The organism is Pantoea sp. ICBG 985 (assembly GCF_002928365.1).
GTDB lineage: Bacteria > Pseudomonadota > Gammaproteobacteria > Enterobacterales > Enterobacteriaceae > Pantoea > Pantoea dispersa.
Genome location: NZ_POWM01000001.1, coordinates 300,696 through 319,196, shown reverse-complemented (window position 1 = coordinate 319,196; position 18,501 = coordinate 300,696). Strand labels below are relative to the sequence as shown.

Here is an 18,501-nt window from a genome sequence, read left to right as displayed (position 1 = left end):
AACCTCACAGGAACATCAGGAAATAAAGCAGGAAAATATTTACCAGTAACAGTAGCACACCGGTTGGCACCTGAGCCTTGATCACCGCGTTACGGTCCGGCAGCTCCAGTAAACGCGCCGGAACAATATTGAAGTTGGCAGCCATCGGCGTCATCAGTGTGCCGCAGTAGCCGCAGAACATGCCGATCGCTGCCATCACCGCCGGATTACCGCCGTGCTGCAGCACCAGAATCGGAATACCGATGCCGGCGGTGACAATCGGGAACGCCGCAAACGCATTGCCCATCACCATAGTCAGCAGCGCCATGCCCAGCGCATATACCGCCACCGCAATCAGCCGGTTATCCACCGCCAGATAGTGTTCGGTCAGATGTGAAATCGCCGTGCCGACGCCAGCGCTGGTAAACAGCAGGCCGAGCGTGGCGAGAATCTGCGGCAGAATAAACGCCCAGCCAACCGCATCCAGCAAACGCCGCGTCTCCTGCATCGACTGCAGCGGCTTCTCGTGGGTAAACTTCAGCGCAATCAGCCAGCCCAGCACGCAGCCAATCATCATCGAAAACAGCGTGACCAGCGTCGAATGATTGCCCGGGCCAAACACTCTTTCCTGCAGACCGGGAATATGATTGAACGCCAGCACGCCAATAACCGTCACCAGCGGAATTGCCAGCGCCGGCAGAAACAACTTATTGCCGAGACGCTGCGCGCTCTGCTGCTTCTGTTCATCGCTGCGCTGATGATAGCGACCGAGGCGCACGCCGCCGAACCCGGCAATCAGCGCATGATCACCACCGCCGCGCCCACCGCAATATGCAACCAGCGACGTCCCAGCTCCGCATCACCGGCCCACTGCCCCATCAGTTGATAAGCACCGTCACCAATCAGGAAAATCACACCGTACAGCGCCCAGAATAAACCGGTGGTAAAACGGCGCGGGTTGGCGCTATCGCGCCATGACAGCAGCGCGACAATCAGCAGGATCGCCCCGGCCAGCCACATCAGATACTGTTGCTGAAACATCACTCACCTCCTTTTGCGCGCAGCGCCTGCTGGTTGAGCGCGCCCAGCTCACGCGACAGCTGACGGTCGAGCCGCACCAGTCGCGCAGCATGAATCAGGAACGCACACAGCGCCGTCGGAATGCCCCACAGCGCGATGTGCAACGGTTCGGTGCTGATGCCCGCCGACTCCTGCATAAAGTTGTGCATAAAAATGATCGCGCCGAAGGCCACGAAAATGTCTTCACCGAAGAACAGCCCGACGTTATCGGTGGCCGCCGACATGGCGCGCAGCCGCTGACGAATCTCCGGTGATACGCTGCCGTAACGGTTTTCAGTGGCACCTTCGGCCATCGGCGCCAGCAGCGGACGTACCATCTGCGGATGGCCGCCCAGGCTGGTCAGCCCCAGCGCCGCAGTCAGCTCACGCACGAACAGATAGACGATCAGTAAACGGCCGGCGGTGGCGGTTTTGATCCGGGCGATCCACGTCTGCGCACGCTCTTTCAAACCGTGGCGCTCCAGCAATCCGATGACCGCCAGCGGTAACAGCAGGATCAGCGGCAGATTACGGGTATTGAGAAAGCCGGAACCGAGCTTCTCCAGAATATCGCCGAGCGGCATATGCGCCGCCAGCCCGGTAACAAAACCGGCAACAATCACCACCAGCACTGGGTTGAAGCGCAGCACAAAGCCAAGCACAATCGCGGCAATGCCGAGTAACGGCCAGAGATTGACCACGTTATCCATGTTTTCCCCTCGTCAGAAATAAAAAGCCCGGCAACAGGCCGGGCTAACAGTCAATGATCAGGCGCTGGTGACAGCAATCTGATTTGTCGCAAAAGCGGCGCGCAGCGTGCGGGCGAATTCCAGCGCATGGGCGCCATCGCCGTGCAGACAGACCGTCTGCGCATTTACCGCCACCCATTCGCCGCTGACGCTGCGCACCTGACGCTGCTGCACCATGGTGAGCGTCTGCGCCAGCGCCTGCTCAGCCTCTTCGATTAACGCCCCCGGCTGGCTGCGCGGCACCAGCGCGCCACTGGCCAGATAGCCGCGGTCAGCAAACACCTCTTCGCGCGTGCGCAGACCATGATGCGCGGCGGCGGCAATTGAAGCGCTGCCCGCCAGGCCAACCAGAATCAGCGCCGGATCGACGGCTTTGACCGCGCGCGCAATCGCATCCGCCAGCACTGCATCTGACGCCGCCTGGTTATACAGCATGCCGTGCGGCTTCACGTGCACCAGCTTCGCCCCTTCACTTTCAGCGAGGCTTTTCAGGGCACCAATCTGGTAAATCACCTGCGCGTACACGGTTTCTGGCGGCAGCTGCATGGCGGTCCGGCCAAAATTTTCCCGGTCGGGAAAGCTCGGATGCGCACCGATCGCCACGCCATTGGCGCTGGCCCAGCGCACCGACTGCAGCATGGTTTCGGCATCGCCGGCATGGAAACCGCAGGCGATGTTGGCCGAGCTCACTAGCTCCAGCAGGGCCCGATCGCTGGCACTGCCTTCACCGAGGTCGGCGTTAAGATCGATCTTCATGAGCAAGCCCCCAGGCTATCTGATCAAGCGAACGTTGCTGCTGCTGTTTGGCCAGCAGCGCCTCCTCCAGCGTGCAGCGGATGAAGTGGATCGGTTCTCCCAGACGAATCTGCGCCAGCTGATAGAGATCGGCTTCGATGACGCAGGCGATACGCGGATAGCCGCCGGTGGTTTGCGCATCGGCCATCAGCACAATCGGCTGGCCGTTCGGCGGCACCTGCACCACACCCGGCACCAGGCCGTGCGACAGCAGTTCACGCGCGACGCTGCGCTGCAGCGGACTGCCCTGCAGCCGGTAGCCCATGCGGTTACTTTGCGGGCTGAGCTGCCACGGGTTACGCCAGAATGCGTCCTGCGCGTCGTGGGTAAATTCGTTGTACTCCGGCCCCGGCAGCGCGCGGATGCGGTTGCCCCACAGCAGCTGCCGAACGCCAGCCTGATGGCTGAAGCGGCGCGTCGGCTTGCCCAGCGGCAGCTGATCGCCATCCTGCAGTTTACGCCCCTGCCAGCCGCCAAAGGCCGCTTTGAGATCGGTGCTGTGTGAGCCCAGCATGGCGTCGATGGCGAAACCGCCGTTCACCGCGAGATAGCTGCGCATACCGCGCGTGGGCATGGACAGACTCAGCACCTGGCCTTTTTTCACCGGCAGACGCCAGCCGGTCCACACCGGCTGGCCATCCAGTTCGGCGCTGCAGCTGGCACCGGTCAGCGCAAACCAGCCGTCGCGACGAAACTCCGCTTTAAACTGACCGAGCACAATTTCCAGCACCGCGCTGTTTTCCGCATTGCCGACCAGCATATTGGCCGTGCGCATTGAAGGCTCATCCAGTGCGCCGCTCAGGCTGATGCCGTATTGCCGCCAGCCGTGGCGGCCGCGATCCTGCACCGAGGTCATTAATCCGGCACGCAAAATGTTTAACATACGCCCTCCCGTTGTGGCACGAAGCGGACGCTGTCGCCGGGACGCAGCAGCGTCGGCGGCTGTTGCTGTGGATCGAACAGGCTAAGCGGCGTGTGACCAATCAACTGCCAGCCACCGGGCGCGGCCAGCGGATAGATACCGGTCTGGCTGCCGCCAATGCCCACCGAACCGCCAGGCACCACCAGCCGGGGCTCGGCGCGACGCGGCGTGTGCAGCCGCTCATCCAGCCCGCCGAGATAAGGGAAACCAGGCTGAAAGCCAATGAAATAGACCACGTAATCCGCGCTGCTGTGCAGCTCCACCACCTGTTGCGAGGTCAGATCCGCCGCACGGGCGACCTCCGCCAGATCCGGACCGCCCGCGCCGCCATACACCACCGGAATCTCAACCTGACGCGGCTCGGCCAGCAGCACCTCGCTCTCTTCCCACCAGCGCTGCAAACGCTCGATAGCATCCAGCGCTTTCAGCTGCGGATCGCGCAGCAGCAGCGTCAGGTTATTCATGCCCGGAATCACTTCCGCGATCTGCTCATTCTGCTGCAGCCGCTGGCACAATCCCCAGATGCGCTGCTGGCTGACGAGCGAAACCGGCGGTTCCAGCTCCAGTACCACCGCCCGCTCACCCAGCAGATAACAACGTGCTCGTTGCAAAACCCACCTCCCGGTCATTAATAAAACGCGCCGTGACCGCAGTGACGGCGCGCCTGAGGGCATTCGCTTATGCGAAAAGTCAATAAGTTATGCGAAAGTGAAGGAGATGTGTCAACTGATTTGCGCCCGGCACGTGTTTTCCGGGCGCATAAGCGAGGCGGTCAGGCGGGGTTGTCGATATCGATAAAAGTCACATCCAGACCATGCTGGCTGGCGAGCCACTCACCGAGCGCTTTAATGCCGCCGCGTTCAGTGGCGTGATGGCCGGCAGCAAAGAAATGCAGTCCCTGTTCACGGGCGCTGTGGATGGTCTGCTCAGAGACTTCACCGCTGATAAAGGCGTCAACGCCAAAGGCGGCGGCCGCATCGATAAAGCCCTGACCGCCACCGCTGCACCATGCCACCCGGCGAATCAGCGCCGGAGCATTATCACCGCAGTGCAGCGGCTGGCGTCCAAGGCGCGCCGCGATTTTTTCCGCCAGCGCCGGACCGCTTAGCGGCTCAGCCAGCTCGCCCCAGGGCACCAGCGGCTGAATTTCACCTTTGACGTCGATATCAAACAGCGTGGCCAGCTGGGCGTTGTTGCCCAACTGTGGGTGAGCATCGAGCGGCAGGTGCCAGCCGTACAGGTTGATGTCATTGGCCAGCAGCGTGCGCAGACGCTGGCGTTTCATCCCTCTAATCACCGGCGCTTCGCTCTTCCAGAAGTAGCCATGATGCACCAGTATCGCATCGGCCTGGCGTTTTACCGCCTCATCCAGCAGCGCCTGACAGGCCGTCACGCCGGTGATTACACGGCGCACCTGCTCACGCCCCTCAACCTGCAAACCGTTGGGCGCATAGTCGCTGAAGGCACTGGTGTTGAGTTGCTGATTGACGATGTGTTCTAACTCGAAATTGTTCATAACGGCTCCGTGACCGCCTCAGGCTGCGCTGCGCGCGCGCTCGAAGGCGTCTAATGTCTTTTTACGTGCCGCCTTATGTTCCACGATTGGCGCCGGATAATCGAGTTTCTTGTTGTTTTTCTCCGCCCAGACGTGTGGCTGATGGATGGCGCTGTCCGGCACGTCTTGCAGTTCCGGCAGCCACCGGCGGATAAACTCGCCCTGCTTATCAAAGCGCTCGCCCTGGGTCGTCGGGTTGAAGATGCGGAAGTAAGGTGCGGCGTCGGTGCCGGTCGACGCGGCCCACTGCCAGCCACCGTTATTGGCCGCCAGATCGCCGTCAATCAGCTGCTGCATGAAATAGCGTTCACCCTCGCGCCAGTCAATCAGCAGATCTTTCACCAGAAAGCTGGCGGTGATCATGCGTAACCGGTTGTGCATCCAGCCCAGCGTATTGAGCTGGCGCATCGCTGCGTCAACAATCGGATAACCGGTTTTGCCCTGCTGCCAGGCGGTAAGGTGTTGCTCATTCTGTTGCCAGCTGACGTTGCGCGTCCAGTCGACAAACGGCTGATGCTTACACAGCGCCGGAAAGGCCACCATCAGGTGACGATAAAATTCGCGCCAGACCAGTTCATTGAGCCACACCAGCGCGCTGCCGTTGTTCAGCGCCTGCGGATGCTCCTTCAGAATGCGATGCAGGCACTGACGCGGCGACAGCACACCAATCGCCAGATATGGCGACAGGCGGCTGGTGCCGTCAATCGCCGGTATGTCGCGCTGCTGGTCATATTTTTCCACCCGCTGCTGGGCAAACTGGCGCAGCTGCTTCAGCGCCGCCTCTTCTCCGGCAGGAAACCAGGTTTCGTCGAATTCTTCCACAGGATAATCGAATGCCGCTATTTTTTTGCCGGCGGCCACGGGTGCCCCGGCGCGCGCTTTCGGTGCGTGATGGCACTCTGGCAGCCCCTGTTGCAGACGCCGGATAAACGCTTTGCTGAACGGCGTGAACACTTTGAACATGCTGTTGCTGCCGGTCTGTACGCTGCCCGGCGGTAACAGCAGGCTGTCATCGAATCCCTGGCACACCACGCCCTGCTGATCGAGCTGCTTCTCAACCGCAGCATCGCGCTGGCGCTCATTGATTTCATACTGATAGTTGTAAAACAGCGCATCCACCTTGTGCTGCTGGCAGAAGGTCGCCAGATAGTCGACCGACGCGGCGAAGTCATCGCACTGATGATAGTGCAGCTTGATACCGCGTTCTGCCAGCGACTGCTGCAGCAGGGACAGGTTTTGATGGATAAAAGCCGCCTGTTTGGGGGCCATGCTGTGTTGCTGCCACTGGCCGGGCGTGGCGATGAACAGCGCCAGTACCTCGGCCTGACTGTCGCGGCAGGCCGCGGCCAGTGCGCTGTTATCATTCATGCGCAAATCGTTACGCAGCCAGACTAAGTGAGTGCTCATAACGCTCCGCGTTTACTGGCCGTAGCGCAGACGCAGCGCTTCCGGGTAGGGATCGAAATAACGCTGCTGCGCCAGCCACGGGTGCGGGAACTCCGCCATATAATGTTTCAGCATGGTGATGGGGGCCAGCAACGGCTGCACACCGCGACGGTAGCGGTCGATCAGCTGCGCCAGCTCCTGACGCTGCGGTGAACTCAGCTTCGGCCGGAAATAGCCCTGTACATGCATCAGCACATTGGTGTGATTACGACGCGACGCCTGGTGCGACATCAGGTGCATCAGACGGTTACGGTATTCGAAGGCGTACGCATCCAGTGACTCCCACTGTTCCATTGCCGCGACAAACCGTCCCATCTCGCGGTACTCATCCTGCGCATGCGACAGCAGCAGTAATTTGTAGCGACTGTGGAAGGCGATCAGCTTGTGACGCGTCAGCCCGCTGCGCCACATTTCGTTGAACTCATGCAGCGCATAGACGCGCCCCATGAAGTTTTCGCGAATCGCATCATCGTGCAGGCGTCCATCCTCTTCCAGCGGCAGCCACGGCAGCTCTTTTTGCAGGAATGAGGTGAACACGCCGGTGCCGGCTTTGCGATTGTTGTTAGTGTCAGGCTCGTAGACGCGCACGCGCTCCAGTCCGCAGCTCGGCGATTTGGCACACAGGATGTAGCCGCACAGATGGTGCAGCGATTTAACGCGCTCCGCAGACCAGCGGGCCATTTCGTCGGTCAGCTCTTCCCCGCCGTCTTTACTGAAACACAGGTGGATCTGATCGTCGCTCTGTTTGACCAGCCGCAGCGCCGGGCGCGGCGTCGGCAGACCGATGGCCATTTCCGGGCAGACAGGTTCGAAGCGCACAAATGGCGCGAGCTCGTCAGTTGCAAAGGCAAAACGCTTGTGGCCGCCATCGAATCGGACGCTATCCCCGAGCAGGCAGGCACTGATACCTACAGGAATTTTCTCGCTCATACTTGTACAACCTCCAAAATCTTGTAGAGGTTTAAGTGTAGCTGAAATGCCGCGAGATAACAGCGGGACAATGCGTTTGTCGCACCACTTTAAGATAAAAAAACCCGGTGCCTCGAGCGAGGTCACCGGGTTATCACCGCGAAGCCGGGCGTTACCAGTAAATACCGCCTGCCGCTTCCGATTGCGCCAGCCAGACCGGTTTGGTGCTGGTTTTGCACCACATGCGGTGCAGATAACTGTAGAAGCGCGCGCGATCCTGGCGGAACAGCATCACTGGCAGCGCCAGTACGCCAATCAATACCACCAGCACACGGCGCAGCACAATTTTGGCGAGTGGATATGCCTGATACATCAATGCCTCCTCGTGGTAAATTTTGCTTTGAAATGTGATCTGCCTCAGATATTACGCCTGGTTGTGTAATTTTACTACTCATCCGACCACTATTTTGATCTTTTTTCAGCCATTTCCTGGCCGGGATGAAAGGAAGTTACATTTTTGTAAAATTTCGGATCACGGCGAGTTACTGAGATCGTGACGGACGCCGTCGCGGTTTATTGTTAAAGTAACGCGTTAACCTTATTTGCCGCAGGAGTCAGCGTGACGACCATCTTGATTGTCGAAGATGAAAAGGAGATTCGCCGTTTCGTGCGCCTGGCGCTGGAGAGCGAAGGCCTGAAGATTGTGGAAGCGGAGCAGTTGCAGCGCGGCCTGATTGAAGCGGCTACGCGCAAACCGGATTTGGTGATTCTCGATCTCGGTTTACCGGACGGCGATGGCAATGCCTTCATCCGCGAAGTGCGGCAGTGGAGCAGCATGCCGGTAATTGTGCTGTCAGCACGCAGTGACGAGCAAGATAAAATAGAGGCGCTGGATGCCGGCGCTGACGACTATCTCACTAAGCCGTTTGGCATCGGCGAACTGCTGGCGCGCGTGCGCGTGGCGCTGCGTCGCCATCAGCGCAGCCAGCCGGAACCGCTGGTGCAGTTTGGCGAAGTGAGCGTCGATCTTGCCGCGCGACGCGTGCTGCGCAGCGGTGAAGAGGTACATCTGACACCGACCGAATTTCGCCTGCTCAGCCTGCTGCTGAATAACGCCGGCAAAGTGCTGACCCAGCGCCAGTTGCTTAACCAGGTGTGGGGGCCCAACGCCGTGGAACACAGCCATTATCTGCGCATCTATATGGGACATCTGCGGCAAAAGCTGGAAGCCAACCCCACCCAGCCGACGCACCTGCTGACAGAAACCGGCATCGGCTATCGCTTCATGCCATAAAAAAAGGCCGCAAACGCGGCCTTCTTCACGCAGGATGCCCTGTCAGGCGTTTTTCAGCACTTCACTGACAATTTCTACCGCTTCTTTCTCGATCTGCTGGCGATGCTCAGCGCCGAGGAAGCTTTCACAATAGATTTTGTAGGCGTCTTCCGTGCCGGACGGACGTGCCGCGAACCAGCCGTTTTCAGTCATCACTTTCAGACCACCAATCGAGGCGCCGTTGCCCGGTGCCGCGGTCAGACGTGCGGTGATCGGGTCGCCCGCCAGCGTATCGGCGCTGACCATTTCAGGTGACAGCTTCGACAGTGCCGCTTTCTGCGCAGAAGTGGCAGGTGCCTGCAGACGGTTGTAGCTTGGCGCACCAAAACGCGCGGCCAGCTCATCATAGTGCTGCTGCGGGTTCTTACCGGTAACCGCAGTGATTTCCGCCGCCAGCAGACACAGGATGATGCCGTCTTTGTCTGTTGACCAGGCGGAGCCGTCGAAACGCAGGAACGAGGCGCCGGCGCTCTCTTCGCCGCCAAAGCCAAAGCTGCCGTCGAACAGACCATCCACGAACCATTTGAAGCCGACCGGGACTTCCACCAGCTTGCGACCAATGTCGTTCACCACGCGGTCAATCATCGCGCTGGAAACCAGCGTTTTACCAACGGCCACCTCTTTGCCCCACTGCGGACGGTGCTGGAACAGGTAGTTGATCGCTACCGCCAGATAGTGGTTCGGGTTCATCAGACCGGCGGGCGTGACGATGCCGTGACGGTCGTAATCCGGATCGTTACCGAAGGCCAGATCGAACTTATCTTTATACGCCAGCAGACCGGCCATCGCGCACTCGGACGAACAGTCCATGCGCACCACGCCATCTTTATCCAGATGCATGAAGCGGAACGTCTGGTCGATGGCATCATTGACGATGGTCAGATCCAGCTGGTAGTGCTCAGCAATGCGCTGCCAGTAGGCCATGCCGGAACCGCCGAGCGGATCGACACCGATTTTCAGGCCGGCTTTCTGGATCGCCGGGAAGTCAATCACCTGCGCCAGACCTTCAACGTATGGCTGGATCAGATCCTGCTCAACGATGTGGCCACTGGCCCACGCCTGATCCAGCGCCAGACGCTTAACCTCTTTCAGCTCACCTTTGATCAACTGATTCGCGCGATCTTCCACCACTTTGGTGACGTTGGTGTCAGCCGGTCCACCGTTCGGCGGATTGTACTTGATACCACCGTCTTCTGGCGGGTTATGCGACGGGGTAATCACGATACCGTCCGCCTGCGCGCCGCCGCGCTTGTTGTGCTCCAGAATGGCGTTGGAGATCGCCGGCGTCGGCGTATAGCCGTTGTCCTGCTGCACAATCACATCAACGCCGTTGGCGGCCAGCACTTCCAGCACTGACAGGATCGCCGGCTCAGACAGCGCATGGGTGTCTTTACCTACGTAGCACGGGCCGGTGATGCCGTTCTTTTTACGCTCTTCAGCGATCGCCTGCGCAATCGCCAGAATGTGTACTTCGTTGAAGCTATGACGTCCCGCGCTGCCGCGGTGGCCGGAGGTGCCAAATTTCACCGCATGGTCCGGGTTCGCCGCATCCGGCTTCAGGACGTAGTACTGCGAGGTTAATTGTGCAACGTTAATCAAATCGCTCTGCTGGGCAGGTTGCCCGGCACGGGGGTGATTGGCCATTGGCGCTTCTCCCTGACGCTTCGGTTTAAATGGTGCCGCAAACTTTCTCTGCCAGTTCCTGCGGGAACTGCATGGCAAGCATGATGTGTTCCACCATGCTGCATTTACGACCTGTATTGGTATTGGTGATCACCCAGTACGGCGTGCCGGGGACGTGCTTCGGCTTAGTATGGGTGCCATTTTGCAGCAGCGTGTGCTCGTCGCCCGCAAAGTAGACGCGGGTGCGGCCCTGCAGCGAGGCAGTGGCATCAGCAAAGGCTGCCGGATCAAGACGATAAAGCGTTGACAGGATCAGCATGAAGCGATTAACCGCCTTCTTCTGCTCCGCATACTCGTCAGACAGCAGCAGCTCGCGTACGGCGCGCACGCGATCCTGGGGTCGCGCTTCGCTGCGTGCAGCCGGTGCTTCTTTTACCGCCGCATTCGCCGCTGGCGCAGCGGATGCGCTCTGACCGGCAGTGAATTTCAGCATACGGCGCAAAATGTCCGAGGCGCTTTCACCAATGTGCTGCGTGTGGCTGGCAATATAACGGTAGAGTTCTTCGTCAACTTCAATCGTTTTCATCTTTTTCCGTGCGATTCTGGCAAATGGCAGAACCACGCTACTTTGCAAAGGCCTTAACAAAATCCGGTCGTGCAAAATGTGAGCGGGCTCTAACATAAGGATTATAAAGTTAAATCCGCGACAGCCGGTAGCGCTGGCATCGTTTACGGGCAAAAGTCGGAATATGCCCTAATGCCTGACCGCCTGGCGCCGGGACAGGTGAATCCATGATACCCTAAGCCCAGGTCTCAACCGAAAGAACTTTAGCCATGATTTTGAACGCCCGTCTGCAAACTGAACAATCTGCCCTTGATGCCCAGCCCATTCTGTTAATTCATGGCCTGTTTGGTAGCCTGGATAACCTCGGCGTACTGGCGCGCGGCGTGCGCGATGCACGGCCCACGCTGCAGGTGGATGTCCGTAACCACGGCCTGTCACCGCGCAGTGAAGAGATGCACTACGCTGCGCTGGCGCAGGATATGGTTGACACGCTGGATGCGCACCACATCGAACGGGTCGATGTTATCGGCCACTCAATGGGCGGCAAAATTGCCATGGCGCTGAGCGCCGTTGCGCCCGAACGAATTGGCAAAATGGTGCTGATCGATATCGCGCCGGTGGATTACCAGACGCGACGCCACGATGAGATCTTCGCGGCAATCCGCGCGGTCAGTGCAGCTGGCGTCACGCGCCGCAGCGCTGCAGCCGACGTGATGCGTGAATACGTGCGCGAAGAAGGCGTGATTCAGTTCATTCTGAAATCCTTCCACGAAGGCGAATGGCGCTTTAACGTACCAGTGTTATGGGACACTTATCCGGTGCTCTCCGGCTGGCAGGAGGTGCCCGCGTGGCCTCATCCGGCGCTGTTTATTCGCGGCGGTGATTCACCCTATCTGGACAATCAGCACCGTGATGCGCTGCTGCGCCAGTTCCCGCAGGCGCAGGCGCACATTATCAGCGGTGCCGGCCACTGGGTGCATGCCGAAAAACCCGATGCCGTACTGCGCGCGGTGCGCCGCTTTTTTAACCTGTAAAAGCAAAAGCTTGCTACGGGCGGTTTAGGGTTGGCGTCGCGCCGGGCGCTGGAGTATGATGTCGCGCTAAAAATTTGCCGCGGATGCTTTTTTCGCCGCGGTCGGGCCGATAAATGTTTAAATCGCGCAGCGCCTTTCCGCCGTTCGCGCCCACGCAGTTTCACAAACCATGGCAAAAGAACAGACAGATCGTACCACGCTCGATCTCTTCGCAGACGAGCGGCGTCCCGGTCGCCCTAAAACCAGTCCGCTGTCGCGTGATGAGCAGCTGCGCATTAATAAGCGCAACCAGCTGAAGCGCGACCGGGTGCGCGGCCTGCGCCGCGTTGAGCTGAAAATGTCCAGCGAAGCGGTCGACGCGCTTAATACGCTGGCCGAGCAGCAGAACATCAGCCGCAGTGAACTGATTGAACAAATGCTGCTGGCGCAGCTCAAACTGGCGTAACGTGCGCAGACCGCACGCTGGAACACAAACTCAGCGCTTTACACATTCCGCGCTTTTCGCCGGTCTGCTATCATTCGCATAACTGTGTCGTCTTCTGACTTACTTTCACAATCAGGATTTAAGAGGTTACTCACTCCATGGCAATCGTAGGCATTTTCTTCGGCAGCGATACCGGCAACACTGAAAACATTGCAAAAATGATCCAGAAACAACTGGGTAAAGATGTCGCCGAAGTGCATGACATTGCTAAGAGCACCAAAGAAGATCTCGAAGCATTCGATATTCTGCTGCTGGGTATTCCGACCTGGTACTACGGTGAAGCCCAGTGCGACTGGGATGACTTCTTCCCGACGCTGGAAGAGATTGATTTCAACGGTAAGCTGGTAGCGCTGTTTGGCTGCGGCGATCAGGAAGATTATGCCGAGTACTTCTGTGACGCGATGGGCACCATTCGCGACATCATTGAGCCAAACGGCGCAGTGATTGTGGGCCACTGGCCAACCGAAGGTTACCACTTCGAAGCCTCTAAAGGTCTGGCAGACGACAAACACTTCCTCGGCCTCGCCATCGATGAAGATCGTCAGCCTGAACTGACTAACGAGCGCGTCGACAAATGGGTTAAGCAGATCTTTGACGAGCTGCAGCTGCAGGCGATCATCGAAGCCTGATGCTTTCCTGTCCGATGTGGGCGCTGGCTCACATCGGGCAATGGAATTACCTATAAAAATAATAGCTACGGTTTTTTAACTTTTTCCCTCAATTCTGTAGAATACCCGCAACGGTCATCTGCTTATTCCTCGGGCATCAGACTGAGACTGCGCGAAAAGGAACATCGATCTGCACGATCCCGCTGAGGTTCACGACATTTCTCCTTACAGCATCCGGGGAATTGTCCGCCGCAGCCGGTTTTCATTTCGCAGGCTGAGCTCTATAATGAGACGCAAATGAGAATGCGCGTTGACCACACATTCAAGGCCTTTGCGCCGTAAGTGACTAGCAAAGTAACAGGACAATATCCGCATGACTGACAACAACTCCGCATTGAAAAAGGCTGGCCTGAAAGTCACGCTGCCCAGACTGAAGATTCTGGAAGTGCTTCAGGGACCCGGACCCGAGTCCCATCATGTCAGTGCGGAAGATTTGTACAAACGCCTGATCGACATGGGCGAAGAGATTGGTCTGGCGACGGTATACCGTGTTCTGAACCAGTTTGACGACGCCGGCATCGTGACGCGTCATAACTTCGAAGGCGGGAAATCCGTGTTCGAACTGACCCAGCAGCATCATCATGATCACCTGATTTGCCTCGACTGCGGCAAAGTGATCGAGTTTAGCGATGAATCTATCGAAACGCGTCAGCGTGAGATTGCAACACGCCACGGTATCAAACTCAGCAACCACAGCCTGTATCTGTACGGCCACTGTGCGCTGGGAGACTGCCGCGAAGACGAGACGCTCCACGATCAGTAATTGAATATGCTATGCAGTATAAAAAAACCGGTGCCAGGCACCGGTTTTTTTATGGCTGCGTTCAGGCGACCAGCGTTTCCTGCAAATAGCGCCAGCGCGGAACCGGCGTGCTGCAGTCCAGCACCGCCAGCGAAATGCGGGTCTGGTTGTTGCCGTTAAGCATTTGCAGTTCGTGATACTGAATGGTCACTTCCTGCTGCTGCTGGGAAATGATGGCATGCTCACTGGTGGCGATTCGCATCCCTTCCCGCTGCCCGTGCAGTTTGCGAAACAGGGTTTCAGTGTCATTGAGATCGAGCTGTTTGCCTTGCGGCGTCACCATTTTGAAGTCGGGATGAAAGTGCGACAGCAGCAGATCCATACTGTCATCGCTGCCTTCGGCCTGATTAAAAATACGTTCGATAAGCTGATGTAAAACCACCACGCTATGTTTGGCTTCCAGAGCGAGACTTGTCATTTTTCTTCCTTCGCTAACCCGCACAGCAACATTTAAGAGCGCATAGCCTACCTGAAAATAACGATTTCACACGGGTAAATTAGTTAATTTTATTAAAGTCAGATTAGTCGTAATCGCGCGTAATTACTGTTTTTTGTCTGGTTCAGCATAATCGATTCCCGTTTGCAGATAACGGGCAATAAAAAAGGGCGATTGCTCGCCCTTTGCTGATCATATCGTGCTATCAAGCAGTAAAATTATTCGCCGATTTTTGCCCAGGTATCACGCAGACCCACGGTGCGGTTGAACACCAGTTTCGACGGCTGCGAGTACACGCTATCAGCGCAGAAGTAACCTTCGCGCTCAAACTGATACGGTGCCAGCGCGCTGGCGGCACGCAGACCCGGCTCAACGAAGCCCTGTTTGATCTCCAGCGAGTTCGGGTTGATGGTGGTGAGGAAATCCTCGGCCGCGCCCGGGTTTGGCACGCTGAACAGACGATCGTACAGGCGGAATTCGGCAGGCAGCGCGTGAATCGCCGACACCCAATGGATAACGCCTTTCACCTTGCGGCCATCGGCCGGATCTTTGCTCAGGGTGTCGACATCGCAGGTTGCGTAGATGCAGGTGATGTTGCCGGCTTCATCTTTCGCCACGCGCTCGGCACGAATGACATAAGCGTTGCGCAGACGAACTTCTTTACCCAGCACCAGACGTTTGTACTGCTTGTTGGCCTCTTCACGGAAGTCGGCACGATCGATCCACACCTCACGGCTGAACGGTACCTCACGCGTGCCCATCTCCGGTTTGTTCGGGTGGTTTGGCATGCTGATGATTTCTTCATGCCCGGCCGGCAGGTTCTCGATCACCACTTTCAGCGGATCCAGCACCGCCATGGCGCGCGGCGCGTTCTCGTTGAGGTCGTCACGAATGCACGACTCCAGCGACGCCATCTCAACAATGTTGTCCTGCTTGGTCACACCGATACGGCGGCAGAATTCGCGGATTGACGCCGCGCTATAGCCACGACGGCGCAGACCGGATACGGTCAGCATGCGCGGATCGTCCCAGCCTTCAACAATCTTCTCGCTCACCAGCTGCGTCAGCTTACGCTTCGACATCACCGCATATTCCAGATTCAGGCGCGAGAACTCATACTGACGCGGATGCACCGGAATGGTGATGTTATCCAGCACCCAGTCGTAGAGACGACGGTTATCCTGGAACTCCAGCGTACACAGGGAATGGGTGATGCCTTCCAGCGCATCGGAGATGCAGTGGGTAAAGTCGTACATCGGATAGATGCACCACTTGTTGCCAGTCTGGTGGTGTTCGGCAAATTTAATGCGGTACAGCACCGGATCGCGCATCACAATAAAGCTGGATGCCATGTCGATTTTGGCACGCAGGCAGGCTTTGCCCTCTTCGAAGCCGCCATCACGCATCTTCTGGAACAGCGCCAGGTTCTCTTCCACGCTGCGATCGCGATACGGGCTGTTTTTGCCCGGCGCGGTTAGCGTGCCGCGGTATTCACGGATCTGCTCTGGCGACAGCTCATCAACGTAGGCCAGGCCTTTGTTGATCAGCTCAACCGCGTAGTTGAACAGTTGGTCAAAGTAGTCAGAGGAGTAACGAATGTTGCCGCTCCACTCAAAGCCCAGCCATTGCACATCATTCTTGATCGATTCAACGAACTCCATATCCTCTTTGACCGGATTGGTGTCGTCGAAACGCAGGTTGCACTGCCCCTGATAATCTTGTGCGATACCAAAGTTCAGGCAGATCGATTTTGCATGGCCAATATGCAGGTAACCATTGGGCTCAGGCGGGAAACGGGTATGCACACTGTTGTGCTTACCGCTCGCCAAATCTTCGTCGATGATCTGACGAATAAAGTTCGTTGGGCGGGCTTCAGCCTCACTCATCTCAAAATCCTCAAAACAATAGCGGGTGATTTGTACCACGAAGTAACGGAGTATGATCCACAAAGCGCTGAAGGGAAACAACCGTTTGTTGGTCGTTTTAAAACAAAAAAGGCAGGAATTGCTTCCTGCCTTCAGTGACGATCAAAACGTGTTAATTTTTGACTTCGTACAGCGGCGTAACGCCTGCTACCACGGTACCGCCTGCCAGCAGATTCAGACCAGCAAAATCATCGCTGTTGCTGACCACCACCGGGCTGATCATCGAACGCGCATTGGCGTTGAGGAAGTCCAGATCCATTTCGAGGATCGGCTGGCCCGCTGTGACGGTTGCGCCCTCTTCCACCAGACGGGTAAACCCTTTACCTTCCAGCGCGACGGTATCGAGACCCATGTGCACGACAATCTCGACGCCATTTTCGGCTTCAAGGCAGAATGCATGGTTGGTGTTGAAGATTTTAACCACGTTACCCGCCACCGGCGCGACGACAGTTTTATCGCTCGGTTTGATCGCCAGACCATCGCCTACCGCTTTGCTGGCGAAGGCTTCATCCGGCACGTTTTCCAGCGCTACCACTTCGCCACTGACCGGTGCCAGCAGCGTTGCAATCACCTTTTTCTCGCTGTTGCGCACGGCCTGGGGCTGAGCAGCAGCAGGCGCAGCGGTTGTTGCCGTAGCAGGTGCCGCTGCGCCGGCTACCGGACCTTTGCTCAGTACGGTTTTCATGGCGGTCGCAATGCTTTCGGCCTGCGTACCAACAATGATCTGCACGCTCTGCTTGTTAAGGCGGATCACGCCAGAAGCACCGAGGCGTTTAGCCACACTCTCATTCACCTGCGCCGAGTCTTTCACATTCAGACGCAGACGGGTGATGCAGGCGTCGATATTGGTCAGGTTGTCAGAACCGCCTATCGCACCGATATAGCGACGCGCCAGTGATTCGGTTTCGCTCTCACCGTTGCTGCTGTGATCAACGTTGACGTCGTAGCCGTCTGTCTCATCACCGGCAGCCAGCTCGCGACCCGGCGTCAGCAGGTTGAATTTCTGAATGGTGAAGCGGAACACCACGTAGTAGATAACGAAGAACACCAGACCCTGCGGGATCAGCATCCACCAGTGCACCGCCAGCGGGTTACGCGTCGACAACACCATGTCCACCAGACCGGCACTGAAACCGAAACCGGCAATCCAGTGCATGCTGGCAGCGATGAAGACCGAAATACCGGTCAGCACGGCGTGGATGACATACAGCACCGGTGCCACAAACATGAAGGAGAATTCCAGTGGCTCGGTGATGCCGGTGAAGAAGGCTGCAAAAGCCGCTGCCAGCATGATACCACCGACTTTCGCGCGGTTTTCCGGGCGTGAGCAGTGATAGATTGCCAGCGCCGCACCCGGCAGACCGAACATCATGATCGGGAAGAAGCCCGCCTGATAGCGACCGGTGATACCCGGGATGCCGGTACCATTGGCAATAGACTGCGCGCCGCCCAGGAATTTAGGAATATCGTTGATGCCCGCCACGTCGAACCAGAACACCGAGTTCAGCGCGTGGTGCAGGCCAACCGGAATCAGCAGACGGTTAAAGAAGGCGTACACGCCCGCGCCGACCGAGCCCAGTTTCTGGATGTGCTCACCAAAGCTCACCAGACCGCCGAAAATGATCGGCCAGACATACATCAGGATAAAGGCGACCACAATCATCAGGAAGGAGACCAGGATCGGCACCAGACGGCGACCGCTGAAGAACGACAGCGCCTTGGGCAGCTCAACGTGGCTGAAGCGGTTGTACACTTCCGCCGAGAGAATGCCCACCAGAATGCCGACAAACTGGTTATTGATTTTACCGAAAGCGGCAGGAACCTGCTCCACCGGCATTTTCTGAATCATGGCCACCGCGGCGGGTGAACACAGGGTAGTAACCACGAGGAAACCTACAAAGCCGGTTAATGCCGCTGCACCGTCTTTATCTTTTGACATGCCGTAAGCCACACCGATGGCGAACAGCACGGACATGTTGTCGATGATGGCAGAACCCGATTTGATCAGCAGTGCTGCCAGCGCATTGCCTGCGCCCCAGCTGTCCGGATCGATCCAGTAACCTACCCCCATCAGGATTGCCGCTGCCGGCAGGGTCGCTACCGGCACCATAAGCGCGCGGCCGACCTTTTGCAGATATCCTAAAATACTCACCTTATTCTCCCCCTATGAGACTGGCGTTTTGCCGTGATGCGGGTTGATTTTATTATCCCGGCACC

At 57.7% G+C, this 18,501-nt stretch carries 18 protein-coding genes and 1 pseudogene; 5 read left to right on the top strand and 14 right to left on the bottom strand.

Translation table 11 applies throughout. The features are described from left to right. Positions 1–4: 4 nt before the first annotated feature. The 9 genes and pseudogenes from C1Y42_RS01635 to C1Y42_RS01595 form a co-directional block, all read right to left on the bottom strand. Positions 5–1,023, bottom strand: a pseudogene (locus tag C1Y42_RS01635) (DUF979 domain-containing protein). Further along, a complete protein-coding gene (locus C1Y42_RS01630; protein ID WP_021508546.1) occupies positions 1,020–1,748 on the bottom strand; it encodes a DUF969 domain-containing protein in 729 nt (242 codons plus the stop codon). The pseudogene C1Y42_RS01635 and the gene C1Y42_RS01630 overlap by 4 nt, the downstream one beginning before the upstream one ends. Before the next feature lie 57 nt (positions 1,749–1,805). Then, complete coding sequence (gene pxpA, locus C1Y42_RS01625; protein ID WP_104092698.1) at positions 1,806–2,543, bottom strand: 5-oxoprolinase subunit PxpA; 738 nt, start codon at positions 2,541–2,543, stop codon at positions 1,806–1,808. Continuing rightward, positions 2,527–3,465 carry a 5-oxoprolinase subunit PxpC gene (gene pxpC, locus C1Y42_RS01620; RefSeq protein ID WP_058757884.1) on the bottom strand — a complete coding sequence of 313 codons (939 nt, stop codon included), beginning with the start codon at positions 3,463–3,465 and terminating at the stop codon, positions 2,527–2,529. Before pxpC ends, pxpA begins: the two co-directional genes overlap by 17 nt. Further along, a complete protein-coding gene (gene pxpB, locus C1Y42_RS01615; protein ID WP_021508549.1) occupies positions 3,459–4,115 on the bottom strand; it encodes a 5-oxoprolinase subunit PxpB in 657 nt (218 codons plus the stop codon). The genes pxpC and pxpB overlap by 7 nt, the downstream gene beginning before the upstream one ends. 161 nt (positions 4,116–4,276) lie before the next feature. Continuing rightward, on the bottom strand, positions 4,277–5,020 hold the full coding sequence (locus C1Y42_RS01610) for a type 2 GTP cyclohydrolase I (RefSeq protein WP_104092697.1): 744 nt from the start codon (positions 5,018–5,020) through the stop codon (positions 4,277–4,279). An 18-nt stretch (positions 5,021–5,038) separates the two neighbouring features. Next, positions 5,039–6,466, bottom strand: coding sequence for a deoxyribodipyrimidine photo-lyase (phrB, locus tag C1Y42_RS01605; protein WP_104092696.1), 1,428 nt, complete (start codon positions 6,464–6,466; stop codon positions 5,039–5,041). A 12-nt stretch (positions 6,467–6,478) separates the two neighbouring features. Next, a complete protein-coding gene (locus C1Y42_RS01600) occupies positions 6,479–7,435 on the bottom strand; it encodes a 2-thiouracil desulfurase family protein (protein ID WP_058775282.1) in 957 nt (318 codons plus the stop codon). 151 nt (positions 7,436–7,586) lie between these two features. Further along, positions 7,587–7,787, bottom strand: a complete 201-nt coding sequence (locus C1Y42_RS01595) for a YbfA family protein (protein ID WP_031279882.1) — start codon at positions 7,785–7,787, stop codon at positions 7,587–7,589. 246 nt (positions 7,788–8,033) lie between these two features. Here C1Y42_RS01595 and kdpE point away from each other — a divergent pair, with 246 nt between their 5' ends. Further along, positions 8,034–8,708 carry a two-component system response regulator KdpE gene (kdpE, locus tag C1Y42_RS01590; protein ID WP_021508554.1) on the top strand — a complete coding sequence of 225 codons (675 nt, stop codon included), beginning with the start codon at positions 8,034–8,036 and terminating at the stop codon, positions 8,706–8,708. 42 nt (positions 8,709–8,750) lie between these two features. Here the strand turns inward: kdpE and pgm are convergent, their stop codons facing one another. After that, on the bottom strand, positions 8,751–10,391 hold the full coding sequence (gene pgm, locus C1Y42_RS01585) for a phosphoglucomutase (alpha-D-glucose-1,6-bisphosphate-dependent) (protein ID WP_021508555.1): 1,641 nt from the start codon (positions 10,389–10,391) through the stop codon (positions 8,751–8,753). A gap of 25 nt (positions 10,392–10,416) precedes the next feature. Further along, the gene (gene seqA, locus C1Y42_RS01580) at positions 10,417–10,956 is read right to left on the bottom strand and encodes a replication initiation negative regulator SeqA (RefSeq protein WP_010616121.1); all 540 of its coding nucleotides are present in this window, start codon (positions 10,954–10,956) and stop codon (positions 10,417–10,419) included. 248 nt (positions 10,957–11,204) lie between these two features. Here seqA and ybfF point away from each other — a divergent pair, with 248 nt between their 5' ends. From ybfF to fur, 4 genes are all read left to right on the top strand, one after another. Continuing rightward, positions 11,205–11,969, top strand: a complete 765-nt coding sequence (ybfF, locus tag C1Y42_RS01575; RefSeq protein ID WP_104092695.1) for an esterase — start codon at positions 11,205–11,207, stop codon at positions 11,967–11,969. A gap of 169 nt (positions 11,970–12,138) precedes the next feature. After that, a complete protein-coding gene (gene ybfE, locus C1Y42_RS01570; protein WP_010616122.1) occupies positions 12,139–12,414 on the top strand; it encodes a LexA regulated protein in 276 nt (91 codons plus the stop codon). 137 nt (positions 12,415–12,551) lie between these two features. After that, a complete protein-coding gene (gene fldA / locus C1Y42_RS01565) occupies positions 12,552–13,082 on the top strand; it encodes a flavodoxin FldA (RefSeq protein ID WP_021508557.1) in 531 nt (176 codons plus the stop codon). 352 nt (positions 13,083–13,434) lie between these two features. Beyond that, positions 13,435–13,884, top strand: a complete 450-nt coding sequence (gene fur / locus C1Y42_RS01560) for a ferric iron uptake transcriptional regulator (protein ID WP_021508558.1) — start codon at positions 13,435–13,437, stop codon at positions 13,882–13,884. 61 nt (positions 13,885–13,945) lie between these two features. On the opposite strand, the gene C1Y42_RS01555 is transcribed toward fur, so the two are convergent. The 3 genes from C1Y42_RS01555 to nagE form a co-directional block, all read right to left on the bottom strand. After that, positions 13,946–14,341 (bottom strand): hypothetical protein, encoded by a 396-nt coding sequence (locus C1Y42_RS01555; RefSeq protein WP_021508559.1) that lies wholly within the window; start codon positions 14,339–14,341, stop codon positions 13,946–13,948. Positions 14,342–14,577: 236 nt separating this feature from the next. After that, positions 14,578–16,245 carry a glutamine--tRNA ligase gene (gene glnS / locus C1Y42_RS01550; protein WP_058757889.1) on the bottom strand — a complete coding sequence of 556 codons (1,668 nt, stop codon included), beginning with the start codon at positions 16,243–16,245 and terminating at the stop codon, positions 14,578–14,580. A gap of 151 nt (positions 16,246–16,396) precedes the next feature. Then, positions 16,397–18,430, bottom strand: a complete 2,034-nt coding sequence (gene nagE / locus C1Y42_RS01545; RefSeq protein ID WP_104093011.1) for an N-acetylglucosamine-specific PTS transporter subunit IIBC — start codon at positions 18,428–18,430, stop codon at positions 16,397–16,399. Between the last annotated feature and the right edge of the window lie 71 nt (positions 18,431–18,501).

Bases quoted from the DNA above. Each gene is read 5' to 3' on its own strand.
- phrB (WP_104092696.1), bottom strand. From the start codon at position 6,466: ATGAGCACTCACTTAGTCTGGCTGCGTAACGATTTGCGCATGAATGAT.
- C1Y42_RS01595 (WP_031279882.1), bottom strand. From the start codon at position 7,787: ATGTATCAGGCATATCCACTCGCCAAAATTGTGCTGCGCCGTGTGCTG.
- ybfE (WP_010616122.1), top strand. From the start codon at position 12,139: ATGGCAAAAGAACAGACAGATCGTACCACGCTCGATCTCTTCGCAGAC.
- C1Y42_RS01630 (WP_021508546.1), bottom strand. From the start codon at position 1,748: ATGGATAACGTGGTCAATCTCTGGCCGTTACTCGGCATTGCCGCGATT.
- seqA (WP_010616121.1), bottom strand. From the start codon at position 10,956: ATGAAAACGATTGAAGTTGACGAAGAACTCTACCGTTATATTGCCAGC.
- fur (WP_021508558.1), top strand. From the start codon at position 13,435: ATGACTGACAACAACTCCGCATTGAAAAAGGCTGGCCTGAAAGTCACG.
- ybfF (WP_104092695.1), top strand. From the start codon at position 11,205: ATGATTTTGAACGCCCGTCTGCAAACTGAACAATCTGCCCTTGATGCC.
- pgm (WP_021508555.1), bottom strand. From the start codon at position 10,391: ATGGCCAATCACCCCCGTGCCGGGCAACCTGCCCAGCAGAGCGATTTG.
- pxpA (WP_104092698.1), bottom strand. From the start codon at position 2,543: ATGAAGATCGATCTTAACGCCGACCTCGGTGAAGGCAGTGCCAGCGAT.
- glnS (WP_058757889.1), bottom strand. From the start codon at position 16,245: ATGAGTGAGGCTGAAGCCCGCCCAACGAACTTTATTCGTCAGATCATC.
- C1Y42_RS01555 (WP_021508559.1), bottom strand. From the start codon at position 14,341: ATGACAAGTCTCGCTCTGGAAGCCAAACATAGCGTGGTGGTTTTACAT.
- pxpC (WP_058757884.1), bottom strand. From the start codon at position 3,465: ATGTTAAACATTTTGCGTGCCGGATTAATGACCTCGGTGCAGGATCGC.
- fldA (WP_021508557.1), top strand. From the start codon at position 12,552: ATGGCAATCGTAGGCATTTTCTTCGGCAGCGATACCGGCAACACTGAA.
- C1Y42_RS01610 (WP_104092697.1), bottom strand. From the start codon at position 5,020: ATGAACAATTTCGAGTTAGAACACATCGTCAATCAGCAACTCAACACC.
- C1Y42_RS01600 (WP_058775282.1), bottom strand. From the start codon at position 7,435: ATGAGCGAGAAAATTCCTGTAGGTATCAGTGCCTGCCTGCTCGGGGAT.